At 69.4% G+C, this 18,184-nt stretch carries 18 protein-coding genes and 1 tRNA gene; 9 read left to right on the top strand and 10 right to left on the bottom strand.

What is annotated here, in order from left to right; genetic code table 11:
- The first annotated feature begins 336 nt into the window (after nt 1–336).
- Together ACYVDG_RS06435 and ACYVDG_RS06430 are read left to right on the top strand one after the other, a co-directional pair.
- Nucleotides 337–975, top strand: coding sequence for a TetR family transcriptional regulator (locus tag ACYVDG_RS06435; RefSeq protein WP_460747421.1), 639 nt, complete (start codon nt 337–339; stop codon nt 973–975).
- Nucleotides 972–1,847, top strand: coding sequence for an alpha/beta fold hydrolase (locus ACYVDG_RS06430; protein WP_460747420.1), 876 nt, complete (start codon nt 972–974; stop codon nt 1,845–1,847). Before ACYVDG_RS06435 ends, ACYVDG_RS06430 begins: the two co-directional genes overlap by 4 nt.
- 79 nt (nt 1,848–1,926) lie before the next feature.
- Here the strand turns inward: ACYVDG_RS06430 and ACYVDG_RS06425 are convergent, their stop codons facing one another.
- Complete coding sequence (locus tag ACYVDG_RS06425; RefSeq protein WP_460747419.1) at nt 1,927–2,979, bottom strand: FAD-dependent monooxygenase; 1,053 nt, start codon at nt 2,977–2,979, stop codon at nt 1,927–1,929.
- A gap of 54 nt (nt 2,980–3,033) precedes the next feature.
- On the opposite strand from ACYVDG_RS06425, the gene ACYVDG_RS06420 reads away from it, so the two are divergent.
- Nucleotides 3,034–3,585 carry a TetR/AcrR family transcriptional regulator gene (locus ACYVDG_RS06420; RefSeq protein WP_460747418.1) on the top strand — a complete coding sequence of 184 codons (552 nt, stop codon included), beginning with the start codon at nt 3,034–3,036 and terminating at the stop codon, nt 3,583–3,585.
- A gap of 27 nt (nt 3,586–3,612) precedes the next feature.
- Here the strand turns inward: ACYVDG_RS06420 and ACYVDG_RS06415 are convergent, their stop codons facing one another.
- From ACYVDG_RS06415 to ACYVDG_RS06405, 3 genes are all read right to left on the bottom strand, one after another.
- Nucleotides 3,613–4,515, bottom strand: a complete 903-nt coding sequence (locus ACYVDG_RS06415) for a carbohydrate ABC transporter permease (RefSeq protein WP_460747416.1) — start codon at nt 4,513–4,515, stop codon at nt 3,613–3,615.
- The gene (locus ACYVDG_RS06410; RefSeq protein ID WP_460747427.1) at nt 4,512–5,360 is read right to left on the bottom strand and encodes a carbohydrate ABC transporter permease; all 849 of its coding nucleotides are present in this window, start codon (nt 5,358–5,360) and stop codon (nt 4,512–4,514) included. Before ACYVDG_RS06410 ends, ACYVDG_RS06415 begins: the two co-directional genes overlap by 4 nt.
- Nucleotides 5,361–5,439: 79 nt before the next feature.
- Nucleotides 5,440–6,753, bottom strand: a complete 1,314-nt coding sequence (locus ACYVDG_RS06405) for an ABC transporter substrate-binding protein (RefSeq protein WP_460747415.1) — start codon at nt 6,751–6,753, stop codon at nt 5,440–5,442.
- 219 nt (nt 6,754–6,972) lie between these two features.
- On the opposite strand from ACYVDG_RS06405, the gene ACYVDG_RS06400 reads away from it, so the two are divergent.
- The 4 genes from ACYVDG_RS06400 to ACYVDG_RS06385 all read left to right on the top strand — a co-directional run bounded on the left by ACYVDG_RS06400 (nt 6,973) and on the right by ACYVDG_RS06385 (nt 11,018).
- Complete coding sequence (locus ACYVDG_RS06400; protein ID WP_460747414.1) at nt 6,973–7,992, top strand: LacI family DNA-binding transcriptional regulator; 1,020 nt, start codon at nt 6,973–6,975, stop codon at nt 7,990–7,992.
- A 23-nt stretch (nt 7,993–8,015) separates the two neighbouring features.
- Nucleotides 8,016–9,635, top strand: a complete 1,620-nt coding sequence (locus ACYVDG_RS06395) for a glycoside hydrolase family 13 protein (RefSeq protein ID WP_460747413.1) — start codon at nt 8,016–8,018, stop codon at nt 9,633–9,635.
- Nucleotides 9,636–9,696: 61 nt separating this feature from the next.
- A complete protein-coding gene (locus ACYVDG_RS06390; RefSeq protein ID WP_460747412.1) occupies nt 9,697–10,299 on the top strand; it encodes a TetR/AcrR family transcriptional regulator in 603 nt (200 codons plus the stop codon).
- Nucleotides 10,296–11,018 (top strand): GAP family protein, encoded by a 723-nt coding sequence (locus ACYVDG_RS06385; protein ID WP_460747411.1) that lies wholly within the window; start codon nt 10,296–10,298, stop codon nt 11,016–11,018. Before ACYVDG_RS06390 ends, ACYVDG_RS06385 begins: the two co-directional genes overlap by 4 nt.
- Here ACYVDG_RS06385 and ACYVDG_RS06380 read toward each other — a convergent pair.
- Nucleotides 11,015–11,980 (bottom strand): helix-turn-helix transcriptional regulator, encoded by a 966-nt coding sequence (locus ACYVDG_RS06380; protein WP_460747410.1) that lies wholly within the window; start codon nt 11,978–11,980, stop codon nt 11,015–11,017. The genes ACYVDG_RS06385 and ACYVDG_RS06380 overlap by 4 nt on opposite strands.
- 62 nt (nt 11,981–12,042) lie before the next feature.
- On the opposite strand from ACYVDG_RS06380, the gene ACYVDG_RS06375 reads away from it, so the two are divergent.
- Nucleotides 12,043–13,230: an epoxide hydrolase family protein gene (locus ACYVDG_RS06375; RefSeq protein ID WP_460747409.1), complete on the top strand. Its 1,188-nt coding sequence runs from the start codon at nt 12,043–12,045 to the stop codon at nt 13,228–13,230.
- Between the two features lie 179 nt (nt 13,231–13,409).
- Here ACYVDG_RS06375 and ACYVDG_RS06370 read toward each other — a convergent pair.
- The 4 genes from ACYVDG_RS06370 to nadD form a co-directional block, all read right to left on the bottom strand.
- A tRNA-Ala gene (locus ACYVDG_RS06370) sits at nt 13,410–13,482 on the bottom strand.
- 80 nt (nt 13,483–13,562) lie between these two features.
- A complete protein-coding gene (locus ACYVDG_RS06365; RefSeq protein WP_460747408.1) occupies nt 13,563–14,186 on the bottom strand; it encodes a histidine phosphatase family protein in 624 nt (207 codons plus the stop codon).
- Nucleotides 14,187–14,230: 44 nt separating this feature from the next.
- Nucleotides 14,231–14,629, bottom strand: coding sequence for a ribosome silencing factor (rsfS, locus tag ACYVDG_RS06360; RefSeq protein WP_460747407.1), 399 nt, complete (start codon nt 14,627–14,629; stop codon nt 14,231–14,233).
- A gap of 73 nt (nt 14,630–14,702) precedes the next feature.
- Nucleotides 14,703–15,356 (bottom strand): nicotinate-nucleotide adenylyltransferase, encoded by a 654-nt coding sequence (gene nadD / locus ACYVDG_RS06355; protein ID WP_460747406.1) that lies wholly within the window; start codon nt 15,354–15,356, stop codon nt 14,703–14,705.
- A gap of 232 nt (nt 15,357–15,588) precedes the next feature.
- Between nadD and ACYVDG_RS06350 the strand changes: the two genes are divergently transcribed.
- On the top strand, nt 15,589–16,659 hold the full coding sequence (locus ACYVDG_RS06350; RefSeq protein WP_460747405.1) for a M48 family metallopeptidase: 1,071 nt from the start codon (nt 15,589–15,591) through the stop codon (nt 16,657–16,659).
- 118 nt (nt 16,660–16,777) lie between these two features.
- Here the strand turns inward: ACYVDG_RS06350 and ACYVDG_RS06345 are convergent, their stop codons facing one another.
- Nucleotides 16,778–18,175, bottom strand: coding sequence for an MFS transporter (locus tag ACYVDG_RS06345; RefSeq protein ID WP_460747403.1), 1,398 nt, complete (start codon nt 18,173–18,175; stop codon nt 16,778–16,780).
- Between the last annotated feature and the right edge of the window lie 9 nt (nt 18,176–18,184).

Raw genomic sequence — 18,184 nt, 5'->3', positions numbered from 1 at the left:
CCGCCGACCCGCCGTCGCAGCGAAGCGGGTCAAGGTGGAGCGCCCTCGACAGCGCGCCAGCGCTTCGACGGCGACGACCTTGACGCGCGCAGCGGAGACGGCCACCATCAAGCGGCAGGAAACGGGGAAACCACCCGCACCCAACAACAAACCCCAGCCCACGCGGACTCCCCACCCGCGCGGCAAGCGGCCCATCCCAAGGACAGGGGAACCCAACACCCATTGTCAGTAGGCTCTGAGCGCTCCCCTTCATTGTTCTGCCACCACCCTGGTGATCGACTACCACATCGCCCTATAATGACTAAATAAACGAATCTAGTCATTAAGGACATATGTATGGCCCGCCCCAGCGTGGACACCGAGGTCATCCTCGACGCGGCCGCCGAAGTCCTCTCGGAGCACGGCTCGAAGCGCACCACCATGGACGACATCTCGGCACGCGCGGGGGTCGCCAAGGGCGTCCTCTACCTGCGCTTCGACAGCAAGGAGACCCTGTCGCGTGCCGTGATCGCCCGCGAGCTGGGGCTGGCTCTGGCCACTACCCGGTCCGAGGTGGCCGCCGACCCGCACGGCGGCCTGCTGTCCCGGCTCTTCGTCCACTCCCTGACAGCCCTGTACACCCGGCCCTTGCTACGCGCGCTGTACAAGGGGGCCGTCCGGACGGGGCGGCGTCCCGACGACCAGACGGCCCTGTACCGGTCCCGACTGCCGGTCAGCGCGGACTTCGTCCGGCGGATGCAGGACGCGGGCATGGTCCGGGCCGACCTGGACCCCGAGACCCTGGCCGCCAACCTGGCGGTCTGGAACGTGGGCCTGGTCCAGACCGCGCCGCACGAGGACCTCGACGCGCTCATCCTGGGGATGGGCGAAATGGTCGCGCGCGCCGCCGACACCGACGTAACCGACACCACACCCGGCAAGGAGTGCTTCGTGCGCCTCGCCGACGACCTCGAAGCACTCTGGAGCCGGCCATGACCTTCCTCCCGCCGAACGCCCGTACCGAGTTCCTCGACATGGACGGGGGCCGGGTGCGTGTCCTGCGCAGCGGCCCAGACCAGGCTCCGCCGTTCCTGATGGTGCACGGCGGCAGCAACGACAACGCCGCGATCTCGTGGTTCCGGATGTTCGAGGAGTTCGGTTCCGACCACCGGGTGATCGCGCCCGAGCTGCCCGGGTTCGGCAGCACGGTGGGCATCGATCCCCTGGGCGGTCCGGCGGCCCAGGCCGACTTCCTCGCCCGGGTCCTCGCCGAACTCGGGGTGGCCCGGGCCGTGGTCGCGGGCGTGTCCATGGGCGGTGACGTGGTGCTGAACCTGGCGTTGCGCCACCCAGACCTGATCGAAGGGCTGGTACTGATCGCCCCCGGCGGGCTGGTGGAGCGCATAGGGAACCGGTTCACGCACAAGGCCGCCTGGTGGTCCGCGCGGCTGCCCGACGCACTCCTGGTTCCCATGGCGGCCCTGGCCAACCGGTTCGTCGGGGCGGCGCTGCGCGCGGTGGTGCACGACGTGTCGACCATGCCGCCCGAGGTGGTGGCGGAATTCCGCCGCGAGGCCCTCCGGCACGGCCCCTCCCGGGGTTACATGCGCTACAACCAGGCCACCCTCGGCCCACGCGGGATGCGCAACAACCTGCTGCCCGTAGTCTCGGAGATCTCGGCCCCCACACTCTTCTTCCACGGTGAACTGGACCCGATGGTGCCGCCGGAGGGGTCGCGGCGGGCGGCGGAGCAGATGCCGAACGCCCGGCTGGTTATGGTCCCCGAATGCGGGCATTGGGCCCAATTGGAGGCACACGACCGGTTCGTGGACGAGGCCCGGGCCTTCCTGGCCACTATCCGCGGCTAACCACGGGGGCCGCGGCTGCACCCGTGGTGCACTCCCTCCCAGGGAGCCCTCTCCCCCGGCCCCTCGCCGGACGGGCCCCTTACCGGAACGGGGAACGTACGGCCGGAGCACGGGCTGGGAGCCGCCCGGCCAGGCCCGTCATGCTGAGCCGGTTGAGCGCCCTGGAGGCGGCCACGATACGCCGGGTGGGACGGCGCCGGGCGCGGTCGTAGCGGATCAGGGCCCTCGGGACGGTGGGCTCCCCGTTGAGTGCGTCGGCCAGTGCCACCGCGTCCACCACGGACTCACAAGCGCCCCGACCCAGGTTAGGCGCCATGGCGTGGGCGGCGTCGCCGATGAGCGCGTGGCGCCCTCGGACGTAGGGGCCAAGCGCCGGCAGGTCGTAGAGGGCCCGCCGGTCCACCCCATGGACCTCCAGCCCCGACAGGACCCGGGCGACCTCCGCGTGCCAGCCGCCGAACTCCCTCCGCAGCACCTTCGCGTGGGCGGTGACGTCCCGTGCCGCACGCTCGTCCTCGGTGAGCAGTCGCGCGTCGAGGGCCGCGTACCAGTTGGTGGTGTGCGCGTCGAGCGGGGTGACCCCGAAGATCCGTCGCCCTCCCCAGGTCTCGGTGACCCGCTCGACGCGGCCGGGAAGGGTCCCCCGGTAGGCGATCGACCCGAGGGGGCGGGGCGGCCGGGCGCGGGAGAACGCGGTGCGGCGGACAAGGCTGTGGATGCCGTCGGCGCCCACGATCACGTCGAACCGCTTCCCCGGGGCGAGGTCGGACACGGTGACGGGCGTGTTCCAGCGGACGAGGCCGTCGGGCACCCCTTCCACGAGGATCCGGAGCAGTTCCGACCTGGAGACCAGGTGGGCCCCGTCACCGGTGCCCGTACGCAGGAGGGCCCTGCCGTCCGGCCGGAGCAGGGCGGCCTCCGCCCGGTGTTCGGCCTGCTCGCGCACGGCCTCCCCCAGGCCGAGGCGGTCGAGGGCGGCCAAGGCGCTGGGCCACACACCGAGTGCCCCGCCGATATCGGGTGGCCCGGCCAGCCGTTCGCGTACGTCGACCTCCCAGCCACCGCGCAGCAGCCCCCGGGCGACGGTGAGACCCGCGATGCCGCCGCCCACCACCAGTGCTCTTCCGTTCATGCCCACCAGACTACTACGATCATAGTAAATCGCCACTATGAATATAGTGAACGGATGTCCCGAACCAAGGCCCGAGCCGTCGACGCGGCCATCGAACTCCTGGGGACCCGCGGCCTCCACGCCCTGACCCACGGCAAGGTCGATGCCGCCGCCGGGCTCCCCAAAGGATCGGCGTCCAACCACTTCCGTACCAGGGACGCACTGGTCAGCGGGGCCGTGGAACGCTTGGAGGAGCTCGACCGGCAGGACTGGGCCCGGCTCTACGACGCCACCGTGGCTTCGGTCGACCACCTCGCGGACGCCGTCGCCGGGTTCGTCACCGCCATGACCACCACCGACCGGGTCCGGACCGTCGCCCGCTACACCCTGGCCATGGAGGCGGCGCACAACCCCGAGGTGCGCGCCGCACTCAACCGGGGCCACGACCGCATCCGCGAGTGGAGCGCCCCGATCCTGGCCGGCCTCGGTGCCCCCGCCCCGGAGGCGGCCGCACGGACCCTGCTCGCCTACGCGGACGGGCTCATCATGCACGCGCTCACGCGGCCCGAGGTCGTCGAGCCGCGTGAGCAGTACGTCCGTGTCATCCGGGCCTGTGTGGAGCCCTGAGTCCGCGCCCCTGCACGGCCCCGGCCCTCAGCCCTTCACCGCGCCCGAGGTCAGCCCCGCGACGATCCTCCGCTGCAACACCAGCGCGAAGATGATCAGCGGGATCGAGACCAGCACCGAGGCAGCCATGACCTGTCCGATCGGGTTCTCGTAACCGACCCGCTCGAAGGTGCCGACGAACACCGGCACCGTCTGCACGTTGAGGTCGCGGGGGGCGAACGAGAAGGCCAGCAGGAACTCGTTGGTGGAGTACACGAAGGTCAGGATGGCCGCGGCTCCCACACCCGGTGCCGCCAGCGGGGCCACCACCCGCAGGAAGGCCTGGAACGGCGTCGCCCCGTCCACCTTCGCGGACTCCTCGATCTCCTTCGGGATCCCCGCGAAGAACGTGGCGAGGATGAAGATCGACAGCGGCAGGGTCAGCGCCACGTACGGGATGATCATGCCCGCGTAGGAGTTGAGCAGGTTGATCCCGGTCAGCTCATTGAGCTGCAGGTACATCCGGTACAGAGGGTTGACCAGCGCCACCGGCGGGAACAGCGTCGCCACCAGGGTGGCGGCGAGCAGCGCGAACTTCCCGGCCAGCGGCAGCCTCGCCAGCGCGTACCCGGCCAGTGCCGCCACGGGGATACAGATCAGCGTGGTCACCGACGCCACGATCAGCGAGTTGCGCAGCGCGAAGTGGAAGCCCTGGTTGACGACCTCCTCGTAGTTGCCGAAGCTGAACGGCCCCTGGAAGATGTTCGGGTCGGTCAGTGCCACCGAGCCCGTGCGCAGGCTGGTCATGCCCATCCACAGGAACGGGAACAGGCACCAGCCCAGGACCAGGAACAACCCCAGCAGCTTGAGCGCGTAGATCACGAACGGTGGCGTCTTGGGCTTGGGCGTGTGCGCCCGCCGGACGGCGGCCCGGCTCTCCTGGGTGGTCATCGCCTCTCCTTCTGCCCCGCGTCGCCGACCATGTGTCGGCCCAGTCGGCTGATGAAGGCCAGCCCGACCAGCATGACGATGACGAACGTGACCGTGGACAGCGCGTTCGCGTAGCCCAGATCCGGCTCGGCGACCAGGAACCGCTGGGCGTACACCGACAGGGTGGCCAGCGAGTTCGAGTACCCGGCGAACACGTAGGCGAAGTCGAACATCCGCAGTGCGTCCACCGTGCGGAACAGCAGCGCGACGACGATCGCCGGTCGCAGCAGCGGCAGCGTGATCAACCAGAACCGCTGGACCGCGTTGGCCCCGTCGACCTTGGCCGCCTCGTAGTAGTCCCTCGGAATGGTCTGGAGCCCGGCCAGGAGCAGCAGGGCCACGAACGGGGCGGTCTTCCACACGTCCGCGCTGATGATGCCGACCATGGACCAGGCCGGGTCCCGCAGCCAGTTGATGTCCGTGCCCAGGACCGCGTTCACGAAGCCGGGGTTGTGGTCGAACATGTACCGCCACACCTGAGCCGCGACCGCCGTAGGGATGACCCACGGCACCAGGATGACCGCTCGGGTCAGGCCCCGGCCGATGAAGACCTGGTGCATGATCAGCGCGAACGCCATGCCGATCACGAACTCCAGGGACACCGACGCCACGGTGAAGATCAGCGTGTTCTGGGCGGCGTTCCAGAAGCTGGGGTCGGTCAGCGCCCTTGCGTAGTTGTCGCCTCCGATGAAGTCCTGCTGGAATCCCCGGATGTTGTACAGGCTCATCCCGACGGCGTAGAACACCGGGAAGAGCGCGATCAGGGCCATGAAGGCGAGCGACGGGGCGAGGAAGATCCGCCCCATCGCCCGCTCGCCCAGGACCTGTGCTCGTATGCGTGTGCTGACTTTCCGGTCAGTACTGCTCGATCGGGCCATCGCGGCGCTAGTCCTGTTCGAGCGCGTCGCCCGCCGCGGTGTCCACCGCGTCCAACGCGCTGTCGGCGTCCTCCTGCCCCAGGAAGGCCGGGTGCAGGTTGTCCTGCATCGACAGGGACAGCGAGTTGTACCCCGGGACCGGCGGCCGCGCGTCGGCGTCCTCGAGGATCTCACCGAGCAGCTCGAAGTTGGGGTCCTCGGCGTCGTCGTAGGCGCTGAGCATGGTCGGCGGGAGGCTGTGGCTCGCGAGGATGGCCTGTGCCTCCTCGTCGGTGGCGGCCCACTGCACGAACTCGGTGGCCAGGTCCTGGTTCTCGCTCAGGGTGCTGACGGCGTTGTTGAGTCCGCCCAGGGCGCTGGTGGTGCCCTCACCGGTGAAGGTCGGGAGCGGGGCGACGTCGAAGTCACCCGCGACCTCGGTCTCCTCTTCCTCCTCCTCGCCTTCCAGGAGCGGGACGGCGTAGGGCCAGTTGCGCATGTACACGGCCTCGCCCGACTGGAACAGGGCGCGGGCGTCGTCCTCGACCATGGAGTCGTAGCCCTCGGCGAAGAAGCCGGCCTCCTGGGCTTCGGTCATGAAGTCCAGGGCGGTCTCCGCCGCGTCGCCCTCCAGGAAGGTGGAGTTCTCCTGCCCCTCGTCGAAGAGCTCGCCGCCCGCGGACCAGAACATCTCCAGGTAGGAGACGACGAAGCCCTCGTACTGGTCGCCCTGGCCGACGAAGGGCGAGATGCCCTCCTCTTCGGCCGCCTCCATGCCGGTCTCGTAGAGCTCGTCCCAGGTTGTGGGGGGCTCGTCGATGAGGTCGGTGCGGTAGTAGAGGAAGCCGCCGTTGGAGGAGTAGGGCAGAGCGTAGAGCTCCTGCTGCCATTGGGAGCTGTCGATGGCCCCCTCGAGGCTGATCCCCTCGACCTCCGGGCGCAGGTCCTCCAGGCTCTCGATGTAGCCGGCGTCGGCGAACTCGCCGGTCCAGATGACGTCGAGGCCGAGGACGTCGAACTCTCCGGCCTGGGTCTGCAGGTCCTGGAACATCGCCTGGCGCTGCTCGTCGGCGGTGGGCGCCAGGAAGAAGACCTCGACCTCCTGGTCTGGGTTGTTCTCGTTCCACAGGGTGGCGACGTCCTCGTGGATCTGGCGGTCCGCGCCGGTGACCGCCCAGACGAACTGGGGGTCGTCGGCCAGCCCCGCGCTCTCACCCTCGGCTTCGCCCTCGGTTTCCTCGGTCGGGGGTTCGCCGCACGCGCTGAGGGTCAGGACCAGGGCGGCGATCGCAGCACCGCCCGCCCGCCATGAGTGCCTCCGGTGCCATGAAAGTTCCGGCATGACTCTCTCCTTTCGCGCCCGTTACAGGGGGTGGGAGCGCGGCTTCGAGGTGTCTGTAGGCCTCCCCCAGGGTGTTTGAAAACGATGCCACCGCCAATGTGACGTAGTCAACAGAGATACTCGCGTCAACTGCATAACGCAGGCAAAAGAAGGCCTGAGCAGAGGCAAATCTGGTGAAAACGTTGCCATGTCACAGGTCACACTCCTACCGTGGACGGCATGTCCAGTCGTCCCCCGAGCATGCGTGACGTCGCACGGCGCGCCGGGGTCTCCCTGTCCACGGTCTCCCGGGTCATGCGCGGTGCCCCCGGGGTGGCGCCCACGGTTCGCGAACGCGTGCGCGACGCGGCGGACGAGCTCTCCTACGTGGTGTCGCGCAATGCCTCGGGACTGGTCACGGGACGCACCGGCCGGGTCGCGGTCGTGGTGCCCTTCCTCCAGCCGTGGTTCTTCGGCTCCGTGCTGGCGGGGATCAGCGACGTCCTGCGCCCCTCCGGGCTGGACATGCTCGTCTACAAGGTCGGCGACCTCCGGGCCCGGCCCGGCTGGACCCGCACCCTGCCCTTGCGCCGCAACTGCGACGCCGTGGTCACCGTGTCCATGGACCTGTCGGAGGAGGAGTGCCGGCGCCTGGACGACGTCGGCGTGCCACTGGTCCTCACCGGCCAGCGCGTACCGGGACGTGCCAGCGTGTTCATCGACGACCACAACGGCGCGGTCGGGGCCACACGCCACCTGCTGAATCTCGGGCACACCCGGATCGCCTATATCGGTTCGCAGGGCGAATCCTGGTACAGCGCGAGCTCGAGGGACCGGCTGCGGGGATACCAAGCGGCCATGGACGAGGCCGGGCTCACCCCCTGGAGTGTTGTCAAGGCGCCCGGGCACGAGGGAGGTGAGCACGCCATGGGTGAGCTGCTCTCCGACCTGGACCCGCCCACCGCCGTGCTCGCCGAGTTCGACGACATCGCCATGGGGGCCCACCGAACGCTGCGCCGATCGGGGATCAGCGTCCCCGACGCGATCTCCCTCATGGGGTTCGACAACCACGAGGGGGCCGCCATGCTCGACCTCACCACGGTCGACCAGTCCCCTTGCCGTATCGGTTCCGCGGCGGGCGAGCTCGCGGTCGAGGTCGTGGACGGGACGCGTCCGCTGGACACCCACGTGGAGATGCCCACCCAGATCATCCCCCGCCAGACCACCTCCGCCCCGAGAAGCACCCAGGGGCTGTCCTGACTCAACCGACGAGGGAGCTGAACATGCGGCCATGGTGGCGCGACGCCGTCCTGTACCAGGTCTATCCGCGCAGTCTCGCCGACGCCGACGGCGACGGGGTCGGCGACATCCCGGGAATCACCTCCCGGCTGGACCACATCGCGTCCTTGGGCGCCGACGGGCTCTGGCTCTCGCCGTTCTACCCCTCGCCCTGGGCGGACGGCGGCTACGACGTGGCCGACTTCCGCGGGGTGGACCCGGCCCTGGGCACGCTCACGGACTTCGACGCCATGGTCGCGGCCGCGCACGCGCGCGACCTCCGGGTGATGATCGACATCGTCCCCAACCACACCTCCGAAGCACACCCGTGGTTCCGTGCGGCGCTGGCCTCCCCCGACGCCCCCGAGCGGGACCTGTACGTGTTCCGGGAGGGGCGCGGGCAGGAGGGTGAACTCCCACCGACCAACTGGTGGTCGACCTTCGGCGGACCGGCCTGGACCCGGGTCCCGGACGGCCTTTGGTACCTGCACATGTTCGCCCCCGAGCAGCCCGATCTGAACTGGGACCATCCGCGCGTCCGCGAGGAGTTCCGGGACATCCTGCGGTTCTGGAGTGACCGGGGCGTGGACGGCTTCCGGATCGACGTGGCGTACGCGCTGGTCAAGGACTTGGATCCGCTGCGTGACCTGGTGCTGGTGGACGGCGGACGGTTCGACGACCTCAGCGCCAACCCGGACCACCCCTACCTGGACCGGCCCGAGGTGCACGAGGTGTACCGGGACTGGAACCGGGTGCTGTCCGCCTACGACCCGCCGCGCGCCACCGTGGCCGAGGTCTGGCTGCCCAGCGAACGGCGGGTGCGGTACACGCGGCCCGGCGAGCTCGACCAGGCGTTCAACTTCGAGTTCCTGGCAGCCCCCTGGGACGCGGAGGCCCACCGGAGGATCATCGAGTCCTCCCTCTCGGACGCCGTCCGGGTGGGCACGGTGCCCACGTGGGTGACCGGCAACCACGACGTCGTCCGCAAGCCCTCCCTGCTGGGGCTTCCCGCGGGGACCGACCCCCGCGCCTGGCTGCTCTCTGACGGCCGGGAACCGGAGCCGGACCCCGAACTCGGCCGGGACCGCGCACGGGCACTCGCCCTCCTCGAACTGGCGCTGCCGGGCTCGGCGTACGTGTACCAGGGCGAGGAGCTGGGGCTGCCAGAGGTGGCGGACCTTCCCTCGGAGGCGTTGGAGGATCCGCGCTGGCGGGGCAGCGGCCACACCGACAAGGGCCGGGACGGGTGCCGGGTCCCCCTCCCCTGGACCAGGGAGGGCCCGTCGTTCGGTTTCGGGAGCAACGGGGCATGGCTGCCCCAGCCCTCCTGGTGGGGTGAGTACTCGGTGGAGGCGCAGGAGGACGATCCCGACTCAACTCTGTGGCTGTACCGGAACGCCCTGCGGGTACGCGGGCGTTTCGCCGCCGACGAGACCCTGGTGTGGAACGACCACCTGAACCGTGGCCCGGTGCTGGCCTTCTACCGCGCCGACGTGTTGGTCGTGGTGAACACGGGCCCGGACCCGGTCCCGCTCCCCCGGGGCGAGGTGCTGCTGGCCAGCGCCGAGGTGGACGGGATGGCGCTCCCCGGCGATACCACCGTCTGGCTGGGCGACGCGATGTAGATCGGGCCCCGACCGCCCCGGGGCTCCCTCCCGACAAAAAATAATGCTGTATTATTTTTTTATGGCTACACACAGAGACGAGGAGAGCCGCCGCCACCAAGTCGGCGAAGCGCTTCTCCTGGTCATCAGCGAGCACGGTTTGGAAGGCACCACCCTGCGACAGGTCGCCGCGACGGCGGGGGTCTCCGTCGGGCTGGTCCAGCGCTACTTCCACACCAAGGCCGAGCTACTTACCTTCGGCATCGAGTACGTCACCCAGCGCACCATGGAGCGGATCTACTCGGCCCCGGACACACCACCGTTCCGCGCTCGCCTCCAGCGGATCATCGAGGAGCTGCTGCCCTTGGACGAGGACCGCGGACAAGAGGTCCGCGTGTGGCTGGCCTTCGCCCACTCGTCCATGTCCAACCCCGAACAGGCCCGGATCCACCACGACATGGTCGAGCAGAGCCTGGACTGGGTCCGTGCGGCGTTCCGCGGTGCACAGCACAGCGGCGAACTCTCCGCTGACATGGACATCGATACCGCCGCCGCCTCGATGATCGCCTTCGTCAACGGGCTCTCCCTGCACGGCGTCACCGACCCCGACCGCTTCGGACCCGACGTACTCCGCGCGGCGATCGCCGCCCAGCTCGACCTCCTCTGCTTGGAGGCCCGGCCATGACCTTCGGACTACTGACCGCTCTGGTCGGGCTCGCGCTGCTGGACAGCACCGCGTTCGGCACCCTCCTGATTCCCCTGTGGCTGCTCATGGCTCCGGGCAAGGTACGGGTCGGCCGGATGGCCGTATACCTGGGCACCGTCGTGGCCTTCTACTTCGTGGCGGGCCTGGCGATCGCAGCCGGGGCGGACATGCTCGTCGACGCGGTCCGCGACACCTTCGCGCAGATCCCGGACGCGGTACTGCTCTCCCTCCAGCTGGCCGCCGGCGCCGCCCTCGTCGTCGCGGGCATCTGGTGGGGTGTGCGGTCCGGCAAGCGGGCGGAGGACACCGGCCCAGGAAGACTGCAGCGCTGGCGCGACCGCGCGATGACCGGAGCGGGCGGCAACGGCAACGGCAGTGTCATGAAGCTCGCCCTGATCGCGGTGGGACTGGAAGCCGCGACGATGCTGCCCTACCTCGTCTCCATCGGCCTGCTAGTCAACGCACAGTTGGGGATCGTGGGCTACGCGGGCTGGCTCGGCCTGTACAACCTGATCATGGTCCTGCCCGCGGCCCTCATCACCCTGGCCCGGCTGTTCTGGCACCGCCGCCTGGACCCGGTGCTCCACCGGTTGAACAACTACCTGGCCAAGAGCAGCTCGTCGGCCGTGGTGTGGATCCTGGTGATCCTGGGTGGCGGCCTCGCCGCACACGCCGGGTACGCGCTGGTTACCGGCTAGCCTCGGCGGTCCAGAGCGGCCGCGCACCTCCTGGCCTGGGCACGGAAGGCCTCGGCGAGTTCGGGCGGACCGCTGACCAGGGTGAAGTCGGCGTTGACCGACGTGATCATCCAGACCAGGTCGTAAGGGCTCTCACCACCCAGGTGGAACAGGCAGCTGTGGGGGCCGACCGCCTCCAGCACACCCATCCCGGGCCAGATCCGGTCGGCGACCGCCTCGACGGGTTCATGGAGCCGGACCACAGCCCGGTAGTCCCAGGTGGCCGAGGACAGCTGGTGGGAGACGTAGCGGGCAGCGTCACCGTAGGGCGGCTCGCTCGGGGTGAACCGCGGACCGGTGGGGGTCCGCTGGGTGAGCCGGTCCACGCGGAAGGTGCGCCAGTCGTCACGGTCGACGTCGAAGGCGACCAGGTACCAGCGCCGCCCGAAGCTGACCAGGCTGTGCGGCTCGACGCTCCGGACCGAGTCACCTCCGCGCGGACTGGCGTAGTCGAAGCGCAGCCGCTCGTGCCGACGGCAGGCTTCGGCGACCGCCATCAGGGTCTCGTAGGAGACCGCGGGCCCGGGTTCGGCACCGGCCCGCGACGTGGCACCGTGCAACGTGGTCACCCGCTGCCGCAGCCGCGAGGGCAGCACTTGTTCCAGCTTGCCCAGAGCACGCAGCGAAGCCTCTTCACCGCCGCTGACCGAACCGTCGGCGGCGGTGCGCAACCCGACGACCACGGCCACGGCCTCCTCGTCGTCGAGCAGGAGGGGCGGCATGGCGCTCCCCCGCCCCAACCGGTATCCGGCCGTGCCCTGGGTGGCGTGCACCGGGTAACCGAGTTCGCGCAGGCGGTCCACGTCCCTGCGGACGGTGCGGGTGGTGACGTCGAGGCGGGCGGCCAGATCGGCGCCGGACCAGTCCCGGTGGTTCTGGAGCAGCGACAGCAGAGCGAGCAGCCGGGCAGAGGTCTCAGCCATCTTTCTGATTCTGCCACCGGCTTAGGAACGAACCTGACCTAAGTGCTCTCTAGCGTGGAGTCATGCCGAACTCACAGCAGAACATCCGTCCCTTCCACATCGACATTCCCAAGGAGCAGCTGGTCGACCTGGAGGCCCGGCTGGCCAACACTCGCTGGCCGGACCAGGTGCCGGGGGCGGGCTGGGACCGCGGGGTCCCGGTGGACTACCTGCGGGAGCTCGCCGAGCACTGGCGCACCACCTACGACTGGCGGGCCCAAGAAGCGGAGCTCAACCGGTACCCCCAGTTCACCACCGCGGTAGACGGCCAGCACGTCCACTTCCTCCATGTGCGCTCACCGGAGCCGGACGCCACCCCACTGATGCTCCTGCACGGCTGGCCGGGCGCGGTCACGGACTTCCTGGACGTCATAGGCCCGCTCACCGACCCCCGCGCCCGCGGCGGCGACCCCGCGGACGCGTTCCACCTGGTGATCCCGTCGCTGCCGGGGTTCGGCTTCTCCACCCCGCTGGCCGGTCCGGGTATGGGGTCGAACCGGATGGCCGGGGTGTTCGTGGAGCTGATGGCCCGGCTCGGCTACGAGCGCTACGGGGTCCAGGGCTACGACACGGGTGCCTGGGTCGCCCCGGAGTTGGGCAAGCAGGCGCCCGAGAACGTGGTCGGGGTACACCTCAACGCGATGATCACCTTCCCCTACACCGACGAGGAGGAGAAAGCCCTCGAAGGGGCGGACCGCCGCCGCTGGGATTCGATGCAGGACTTCAACGACGGGTACCTGCAGTGCAACTCCAAGCGGCCGCAGACCGTCGCCTACGGTCTGCACGACTCCCCTGTCGGCCAGCTCGCCTGGATCGTGGAGAAGTTCAAGGAGCTGTCCATGCCCGAGGAGGGGCTGCCCGAGGAAAGCCTGGACCGCGACCGGATGCTCACGTGCGTCTCCATCTACTGGCTCACCGGCACCGCGGGATCCGCCGCCCAGATCTACTACGAGGAGATCTCTGCCAACGACTGGAGCGACGGGGTCGCAGAGGCCTGGGGTGAGAACTCTGGCGGTTGGACCCCGGAGCGCGGACCGGTACCGACCGGAGTCCTGCTCTCCGCACACGACGTGACGGTCCGCCCCTGGGCCGAACGGGACCACAACATCGTGCGGTGGACCGAACTCGGTGAGGGAGGCCACTTCCTGGCCATGGAGAAACCGGACCTGCTCGTCAAGGACATCCGCGCGTTCTTCCGAGCCCTCCGCTAACGCCCGGAACGCCGCCCAGCTACCCCGACCACGAGCGAGCCGCCGCGGTGAGCGCGAGCAGGAGCGGCGAGGTGCGCGAGCGCCAACGAGCGCACACCGGGGGGCTCGGGGGTCGCCCCCGAAAACAGGAACGGCCCGCGGGGAAGGTTGCGAAGCAACCGACCACGCGGGCCGACTCGTGGAGCTATGGGGATTCGAACCCCAGACCTCCTCCATGCCATGGAGGCGCGCTACCAACTGCGCCATAGCCCCGTGTGGGAGTCGTGTGGGCTGGTGTGCCCTTCCGACTCCCTGAACCATAGCGGAATCCGGGCTGTTCGTCGAAACGGATTTCAGGTGTCGTCGCTGAGCACCACTGGTTCGGGGAGGCTGGCGGCGTTGTGCTCCATGAGCCGCCAGGTCTCTCCGCGAGCTTGGAGCACGGACCAGCAGCAGTTGCTCAACGGCCCGAGGAGCTCGCGGCGTTCGTCGGGAACACCGATCATGCGGGAGATCCCGACGCGCAGTGCGGCTCCGTGGCTGACCACGACGAGGAGGCCGCCGGGCGGAGTCTTCTCCAACCCTCGTTCGACGGCCGCTGTCATACGGTCGCCGACCTCGGCGATGTCCTCGCCGTCGGGGATGTCCATACGCGGGTGCAGGGTGGGCCAGCGTTCGGCGAGCTCCGTGGCGGTGTAGCCCTCCCAGGAGCCGCCGAAGCGTTCGCGCAGCCCCTTGTCGAACTCCACCGGGACCCCGGAGGAACGTCCGAGGTACCCGGCGGTGTCGGCGGCCCGTTTGAGGTCGGACGCGATGACCACGTCGGGGCTGAGAGTGGCGAGCAGTCGGCCGGCCCGTTCGGCTTGGGCATGGCCGACCTGGTCGAGGTCGATGTCGGTCTGTCCCTGGAAGCGCTTCTCGACGTTCCAGGCCGTGCGTCCGTGCCGCCAGAACAGCACACGCGGGGCGTCACTCACGTGGTGTGTCTCTCGAGTTCGGCGACCTGGACGGCCGCGAGTGGTTACTGCTCGTCCAGCGGGGTGCGCTCAGCACCGCGGGCGCCTTCGGGCAGCTCGATCTCGGGGCAGTCCTTCCAGAGGCGCTCGAGGCCGTAGTAGCCGCGCTCCTCCTCGTGCTGGATGTGCACGACGATATCGGCGTAGTCCAGAAGAACCCACCGTCCGTCACGTTCGCCCTCGCGGCGGACGGGCTTGGCGCCGGCCTGGATACGCAGCTGGTCCTCGACCTCCTCGACGATGGAGCGGACTTGGCGGTCGTTGGGCGCCGAGCACAGCACGAAGGCCTCGGTGATGACGAGCTGGTCGCTGACGTCGTAGGCGATGATCTCCTGGGCGAGCTTCTCGGCGGCGGCCTCTGCGGCGACCTTGGCGAGTTCCACGGCCCTGTCGGTGGCTGTCACGTTGTGCTTGCTGCCTTACTAGTTCGGTGTGGCGACCGGCGCGGCGCGGGCCCGAGGGTTCGCGCGCCGCGGTTCACGACTCCAGGTAGAGCCCGGTCTTGTTGATGTAGCGGACGATTCCGTCGGGCACGAGGTACCAGATGGGTTCGCCCTTGCGGACGCGTTCGCGGCACTCACTCGAGGAGATGGCGAGCGCTGGGACTTCCACCAGGGAGACCTTGCCCTCGGGCAGGCCGTTGTCGCTGAGGTGGTGTCCGGGCCGGTTACAGCCTACGAAATGCGCGAGGTCGAAGAGTTCGTCGACGTTGTGCCAGCTCAAGATCGCGCCGAGCGCGTCCGCTCCGGTGATGAAGTACAGCTCGACGGAGGGACCGTAGGCGGAGCGCATCTGGCGGAGGGTATCGAGGGTGTAGGTGGGGCCGGACCGGTCGATCTCGATGCGGTCCACCCTGAACTGGGGGTTCTCCGCGGTCGCGATGACCGTCATGAGGTAGCGGTCTTCCGAGGGGGTGACCGTGGCGAGGTCCTTCTGCCAGGGCTGCCCCGTGGGGACGAAGACCACTTCGTCGAGGCCGAAGAGGTGTGCGACCTCACTCGCGGCCACGAGGTGTCCGTGGTGGATGGGGTCGAAGGTACCGCCCATGACGCCGACCTTGGTCGGCACGGAGCCGTCCCGTCGCGCGGGGGAACTCCCCCCGTGGGAGACGCCGGTGGCCTGGTGTGTCACTGTGCGCTCCGTTTCGCAGTGGCGCTGCCGTTCTTGCCGGTTTCGGCCAACCGAGGTTAGCCGACCCGCTGCCCTGTCGGAAGCGGATAAGGACGCTCCGCTCTGGCACTGCTCAAACAAGGGGCGTACCGCGTTACTTCCCCGGAGGTTTCACGGGACACTCGCCAATCACGTCATATCTCGTTGGGCGCAAACCGTGGCCAAGCGGGATCGTGACGCATAGCATGCCGATATGGCCAACTCACCAGACCGCGTCCGCGTCCGGCTTCCCGATATCTCCGCCCGTGCCTACGAGCACCCGGCCGACCGCGGCGCCCTGGTCGCGCTGCGGTCGTTGACCGGTTTCGACACCCTCGTCAAATCCCTCTTCGGGCGGATCAACGAGCGCACGATCCGCCTGCTGTACCTCTCCAGTGCCGTCCGGGTGAGCCCCACCCAGTTCCCGGAGCTGCACGACTACCTCCGGGACGCCGCCTACGTCCTCGACCTGGACGAGGTTCCCGAGCTCTACGTCAAGATGGATCCCCAGCCCAACGCCATGGCGATCGGCAAGAAGAAGCCGTTCATCGTCATGACCACCGGCCTGTTCGACCTGTTCGACGCCGAGGAGAAGCGGTTCGTCATCGGCCACGAGGTCGGACACGTGCTCAGCGGCCACACCGTGTACCGCACCATCCTCCTGCTGTTGATCTGGCTGTCCACCAAGGTCATGTGGATCCCGCTCGGGGCCATCGCGATCCAGGGGATCATCACCGCCCTGAAGGAGTGGCAGCGCAAGTCCGAGCTGTCCAGTGACCGTGCGGGCCTGCTGACCTGTCAGAACCCGGATGCCGCCAAGCGCGCCCTCATGAAGCTGGCCGGCGGTTCCAACCTGTCGCAGATGAACCCCGACGCGTTCATGGAACAGGCCCGCGAGTACGAGGGCGGCGGTGACGCCGTGGACAGCGTCCTCAAGCTCATGACCACCCTCCCGCAGAGCCACCCCTTCGCGGTGGTCCGCGTCGCCGAGCTGCAGCGCTGGGTCGAGAGCGGCGAGTACCAGCGGATCCTCGACGGCGACTACCCGCGCCGTGGCACCGATCGCGACGCGAGCGTCTCCGAGGAGGCCGCGGGCGCGGCCAAGTCCTACCAGGACGGCTGGAACCGCTCCACGGACCCGCTGGTCAAGACCATCCGGGACGTGGCCGGCGGCGCAGGGCGGGCCGGCGGCTCGTTCTTCGACACCGTGGCCGACCGCTGGCGGGGCGGCGGCACAGAGGGCGGACCGGGCAACGACAGCGGGGACAACGGCGGCAACCGCTGACCGCTGCCGTCCGCCGACCGGGGCACTCCGCCCCGGATCGGAGCCGCGCGGCCGGAGCACAACGGGGCGGCGCCTTCCATAAGGCGCCGCCCCGTTGTGTGTCGCGGCACGGTCGGGCTCAGCGCGGCTGCTGTTCGGGCAGGACCGCGGCCCGGGACTTCGGAACCACCAGGATCGCGAGCGCCCCGATCACCGCCGGCACGGCGAACGCGTAGAAGTTCACCTCGATGCCCATGCCGGAGGCCATCACGAGACCTCCGTAGATCGGCCCGATGATCGCCCCGATCCGCCCGACGGCCAGCGCCCAGCCGAGTCCGGTGGCCCGCAGCGCGGCCGGGTAGAAGTTGCCGGTGTAGGAGTTGACCAGGATGGTCGTGCCGATCGTGCAGGCGCCGGCGAGCGCCACGAACACGTAGAGCAGCGCCGTGGGCGGTTCCAGGCTCATCAGCAGGATGCAGGTCGCCGCGATGAGGAACATGGTGCTCACCACCGGACGCGACCCGAACCGGTCGGCGAGCGCGCCGCCGGTGGGCGCACCCAGGATGGCGCCCGCGTTGAGGACAAGGAGGAAGGTCAGTGAGGAGCCCAGTGGGAACCCGGCGGAGAACATGATCTCCGCCAACCACGTGTTGAGCCCGTAGACCAGGAGCAGCCCCATGCCGTTGGCCAGCCAGAACAGCAGTGTCCCGGAGAGGAAGCGGCGGTTGACGAGGGTGCCGATATTGGCCATGGCTCCGCGCTTGGGCCCGGTGGGCGCGGCCTTGTCCGGTGCTTCCAGGGTGACGCCGTACCGTGCCGCCAATTCCTGCGCCTCCTCCTCGCGCCCGCGGGCACGGAGGTAGCTCGGGGACTCGGGCAGGGCGTAGTAGGCCAGGGGCACGAGGATCAGTGCGGGCAGCGCGCCGAGCCAGAACATGGTCTGCCACTCGAAGCGGGCGAGCACCGGGATGGCGACGAGCGCCGCGCAGATGCCGCCGATGGCGTAGCCGCTGAACATGAACGCGTTGGTCATGTTGCGCCGGTGCGGTTCCGCGTACTCCATGGTCAGGGCGATGGCGGTGGGGATGACCCCGCCCAGCCCCAGGCCGGTGAGGAAGCGCAGCAGCCCGAAGACCTCCGGGGAGGGCGCGAAGGCGGTCAGTGCCATCCCGGTGGAGAACCAGATGACGCAGCCGATGATGATGCGGCGCCGTCCGACGAGGTCGGTGATGGTGCCGATGAGCAGGGCGCCCAGGAGCATGCCTACCAGGGCGTAGGAGCCGAGGGTGCCCGCCTGGGTCTCCGTGAGGTCCCACGGCTCGTATTCCAGGAGGCTGGGCACGACCGCGCCGTAGACGGTGAGGTCGTACCCGTCAAGGATGATCGCGAAGGCGCAGATGGCGACGACGATCAGCCGTTTGTGCCTGCTCACGGGCTTGTCGGGAGCGCTCTTCGCCGCTGTGTCGGCGGCGTCCGGCGAGGTGCCGTGGCCGCCCTGTTGCGGGCTGTCGGGTGGTGTGGGCGTGTCCGAGGACATGGCGATGTC

This window comes from Nocardiopsis oceani (assembly GCF_054777395.1).
This window is presented reverse-complemented; position numbering and strand designations above follow the sequence as displayed.

Excerpts from the sequence above, each read along its gene's own strand:
- ACYVDG_RS06435 (WP_460747421.1), top strand. The coding sequence starts at position 337 with ATGGCCCGCCCCAGCGTGGACACCGAGGTCATCCTCGACGCGGCCGCC.
- ACYVDG_RS06430 (WP_460747420.1), top strand. The coding sequence starts at position 972 with ATGACCTTCCTCCCGCCGAACGCCCGTACCGAGTTCCTCGACATGGAC.
- ACYVDG_RS06425 (WP_460747419.1), bottom strand. The coding sequence starts at position 2,979 with ATGAACGGAAGAGCACTGGTGGTGGGCGGCGGCATCGCGGGTCTCACC.
- ACYVDG_RS06420 (WP_460747418.1), top strand. The coding sequence starts at position 3,034 with ATGTCCCGAACCAAGGCCCGAGCCGTCGACGCGGCCATCGAACTCCTG.
- ACYVDG_RS06415 (WP_460747416.1), bottom strand. The coding sequence starts at position 4,515 with ATGACCACCCAGGAGAGCCGGGCCGCCGTCCGGCGGGCGCACACGCCC.
- ACYVDG_RS06410 (WP_460747427.1), bottom strand. The coding sequence starts at position 5,360 with ATGGGGCGGATCTTCCTCGCCCCGTCGCTCGCCTTCATGGCCCTGATC.
- ACYVDG_RS06405 (WP_460747415.1), bottom strand. The coding sequence starts at position 6,753 with ATGCCGGAACTTTCATGGCACCGGAGGCACTCATGGCGGGCGGGCGGT.
- ACYVDG_RS06400 (WP_460747414.1), top strand. The coding sequence starts at position 6,973 with ATGTCCAGTCGTCCCCCGAGCATGCGTGACGTCGCACGGCGCGCCGGG.
- ACYVDG_RS06395 (WP_460747413.1), top strand. The coding sequence starts at position 8,016 with ATGCGGCCATGGTGGCGCGACGCCGTCCTGTACCAGGTCTATCCGCGC.
- ACYVDG_RS06390 (WP_460747412.1), top strand. The coding sequence starts at position 9,697 with ATGGCTACACACAGAGACGAGGAGAGCCGCCGCCACCAAGTCGGCGAA.
- ACYVDG_RS06385 (WP_460747411.1), top strand. The coding sequence starts at position 10,296 with ATGACCTTCGGACTACTGACCGCTCTGGTCGGGCTCGCGCTGCTGGAC.
- ACYVDG_RS06380 (WP_460747410.1), bottom strand. The coding sequence starts at position 11,980 with ATGGCTGAGACCTCTGCCCGGCTGCTCGCTCTGCTGTCGCTGCTCCAG.
- ACYVDG_RS06375 (WP_460747409.1), top strand. The coding sequence starts at position 12,043 with ATGCCGAACTCACAGCAGAACATCCGTCCCTTCCACATCGACATTCCC.
- ACYVDG_RS06350 (WP_460747405.1), top strand. The coding sequence starts at position 15,589 with ATGGCCAACTCACCAGACCGCGTCCGCGTCCGGCTTCCCGATATCTCC.
- ACYVDG_RS06345 (WP_460747403.1), bottom strand. The coding sequence starts at position 18,175 with ATGTCCTCGGACACGCCCACACCACCCGACAGCCCGCAACAGGGCGGC.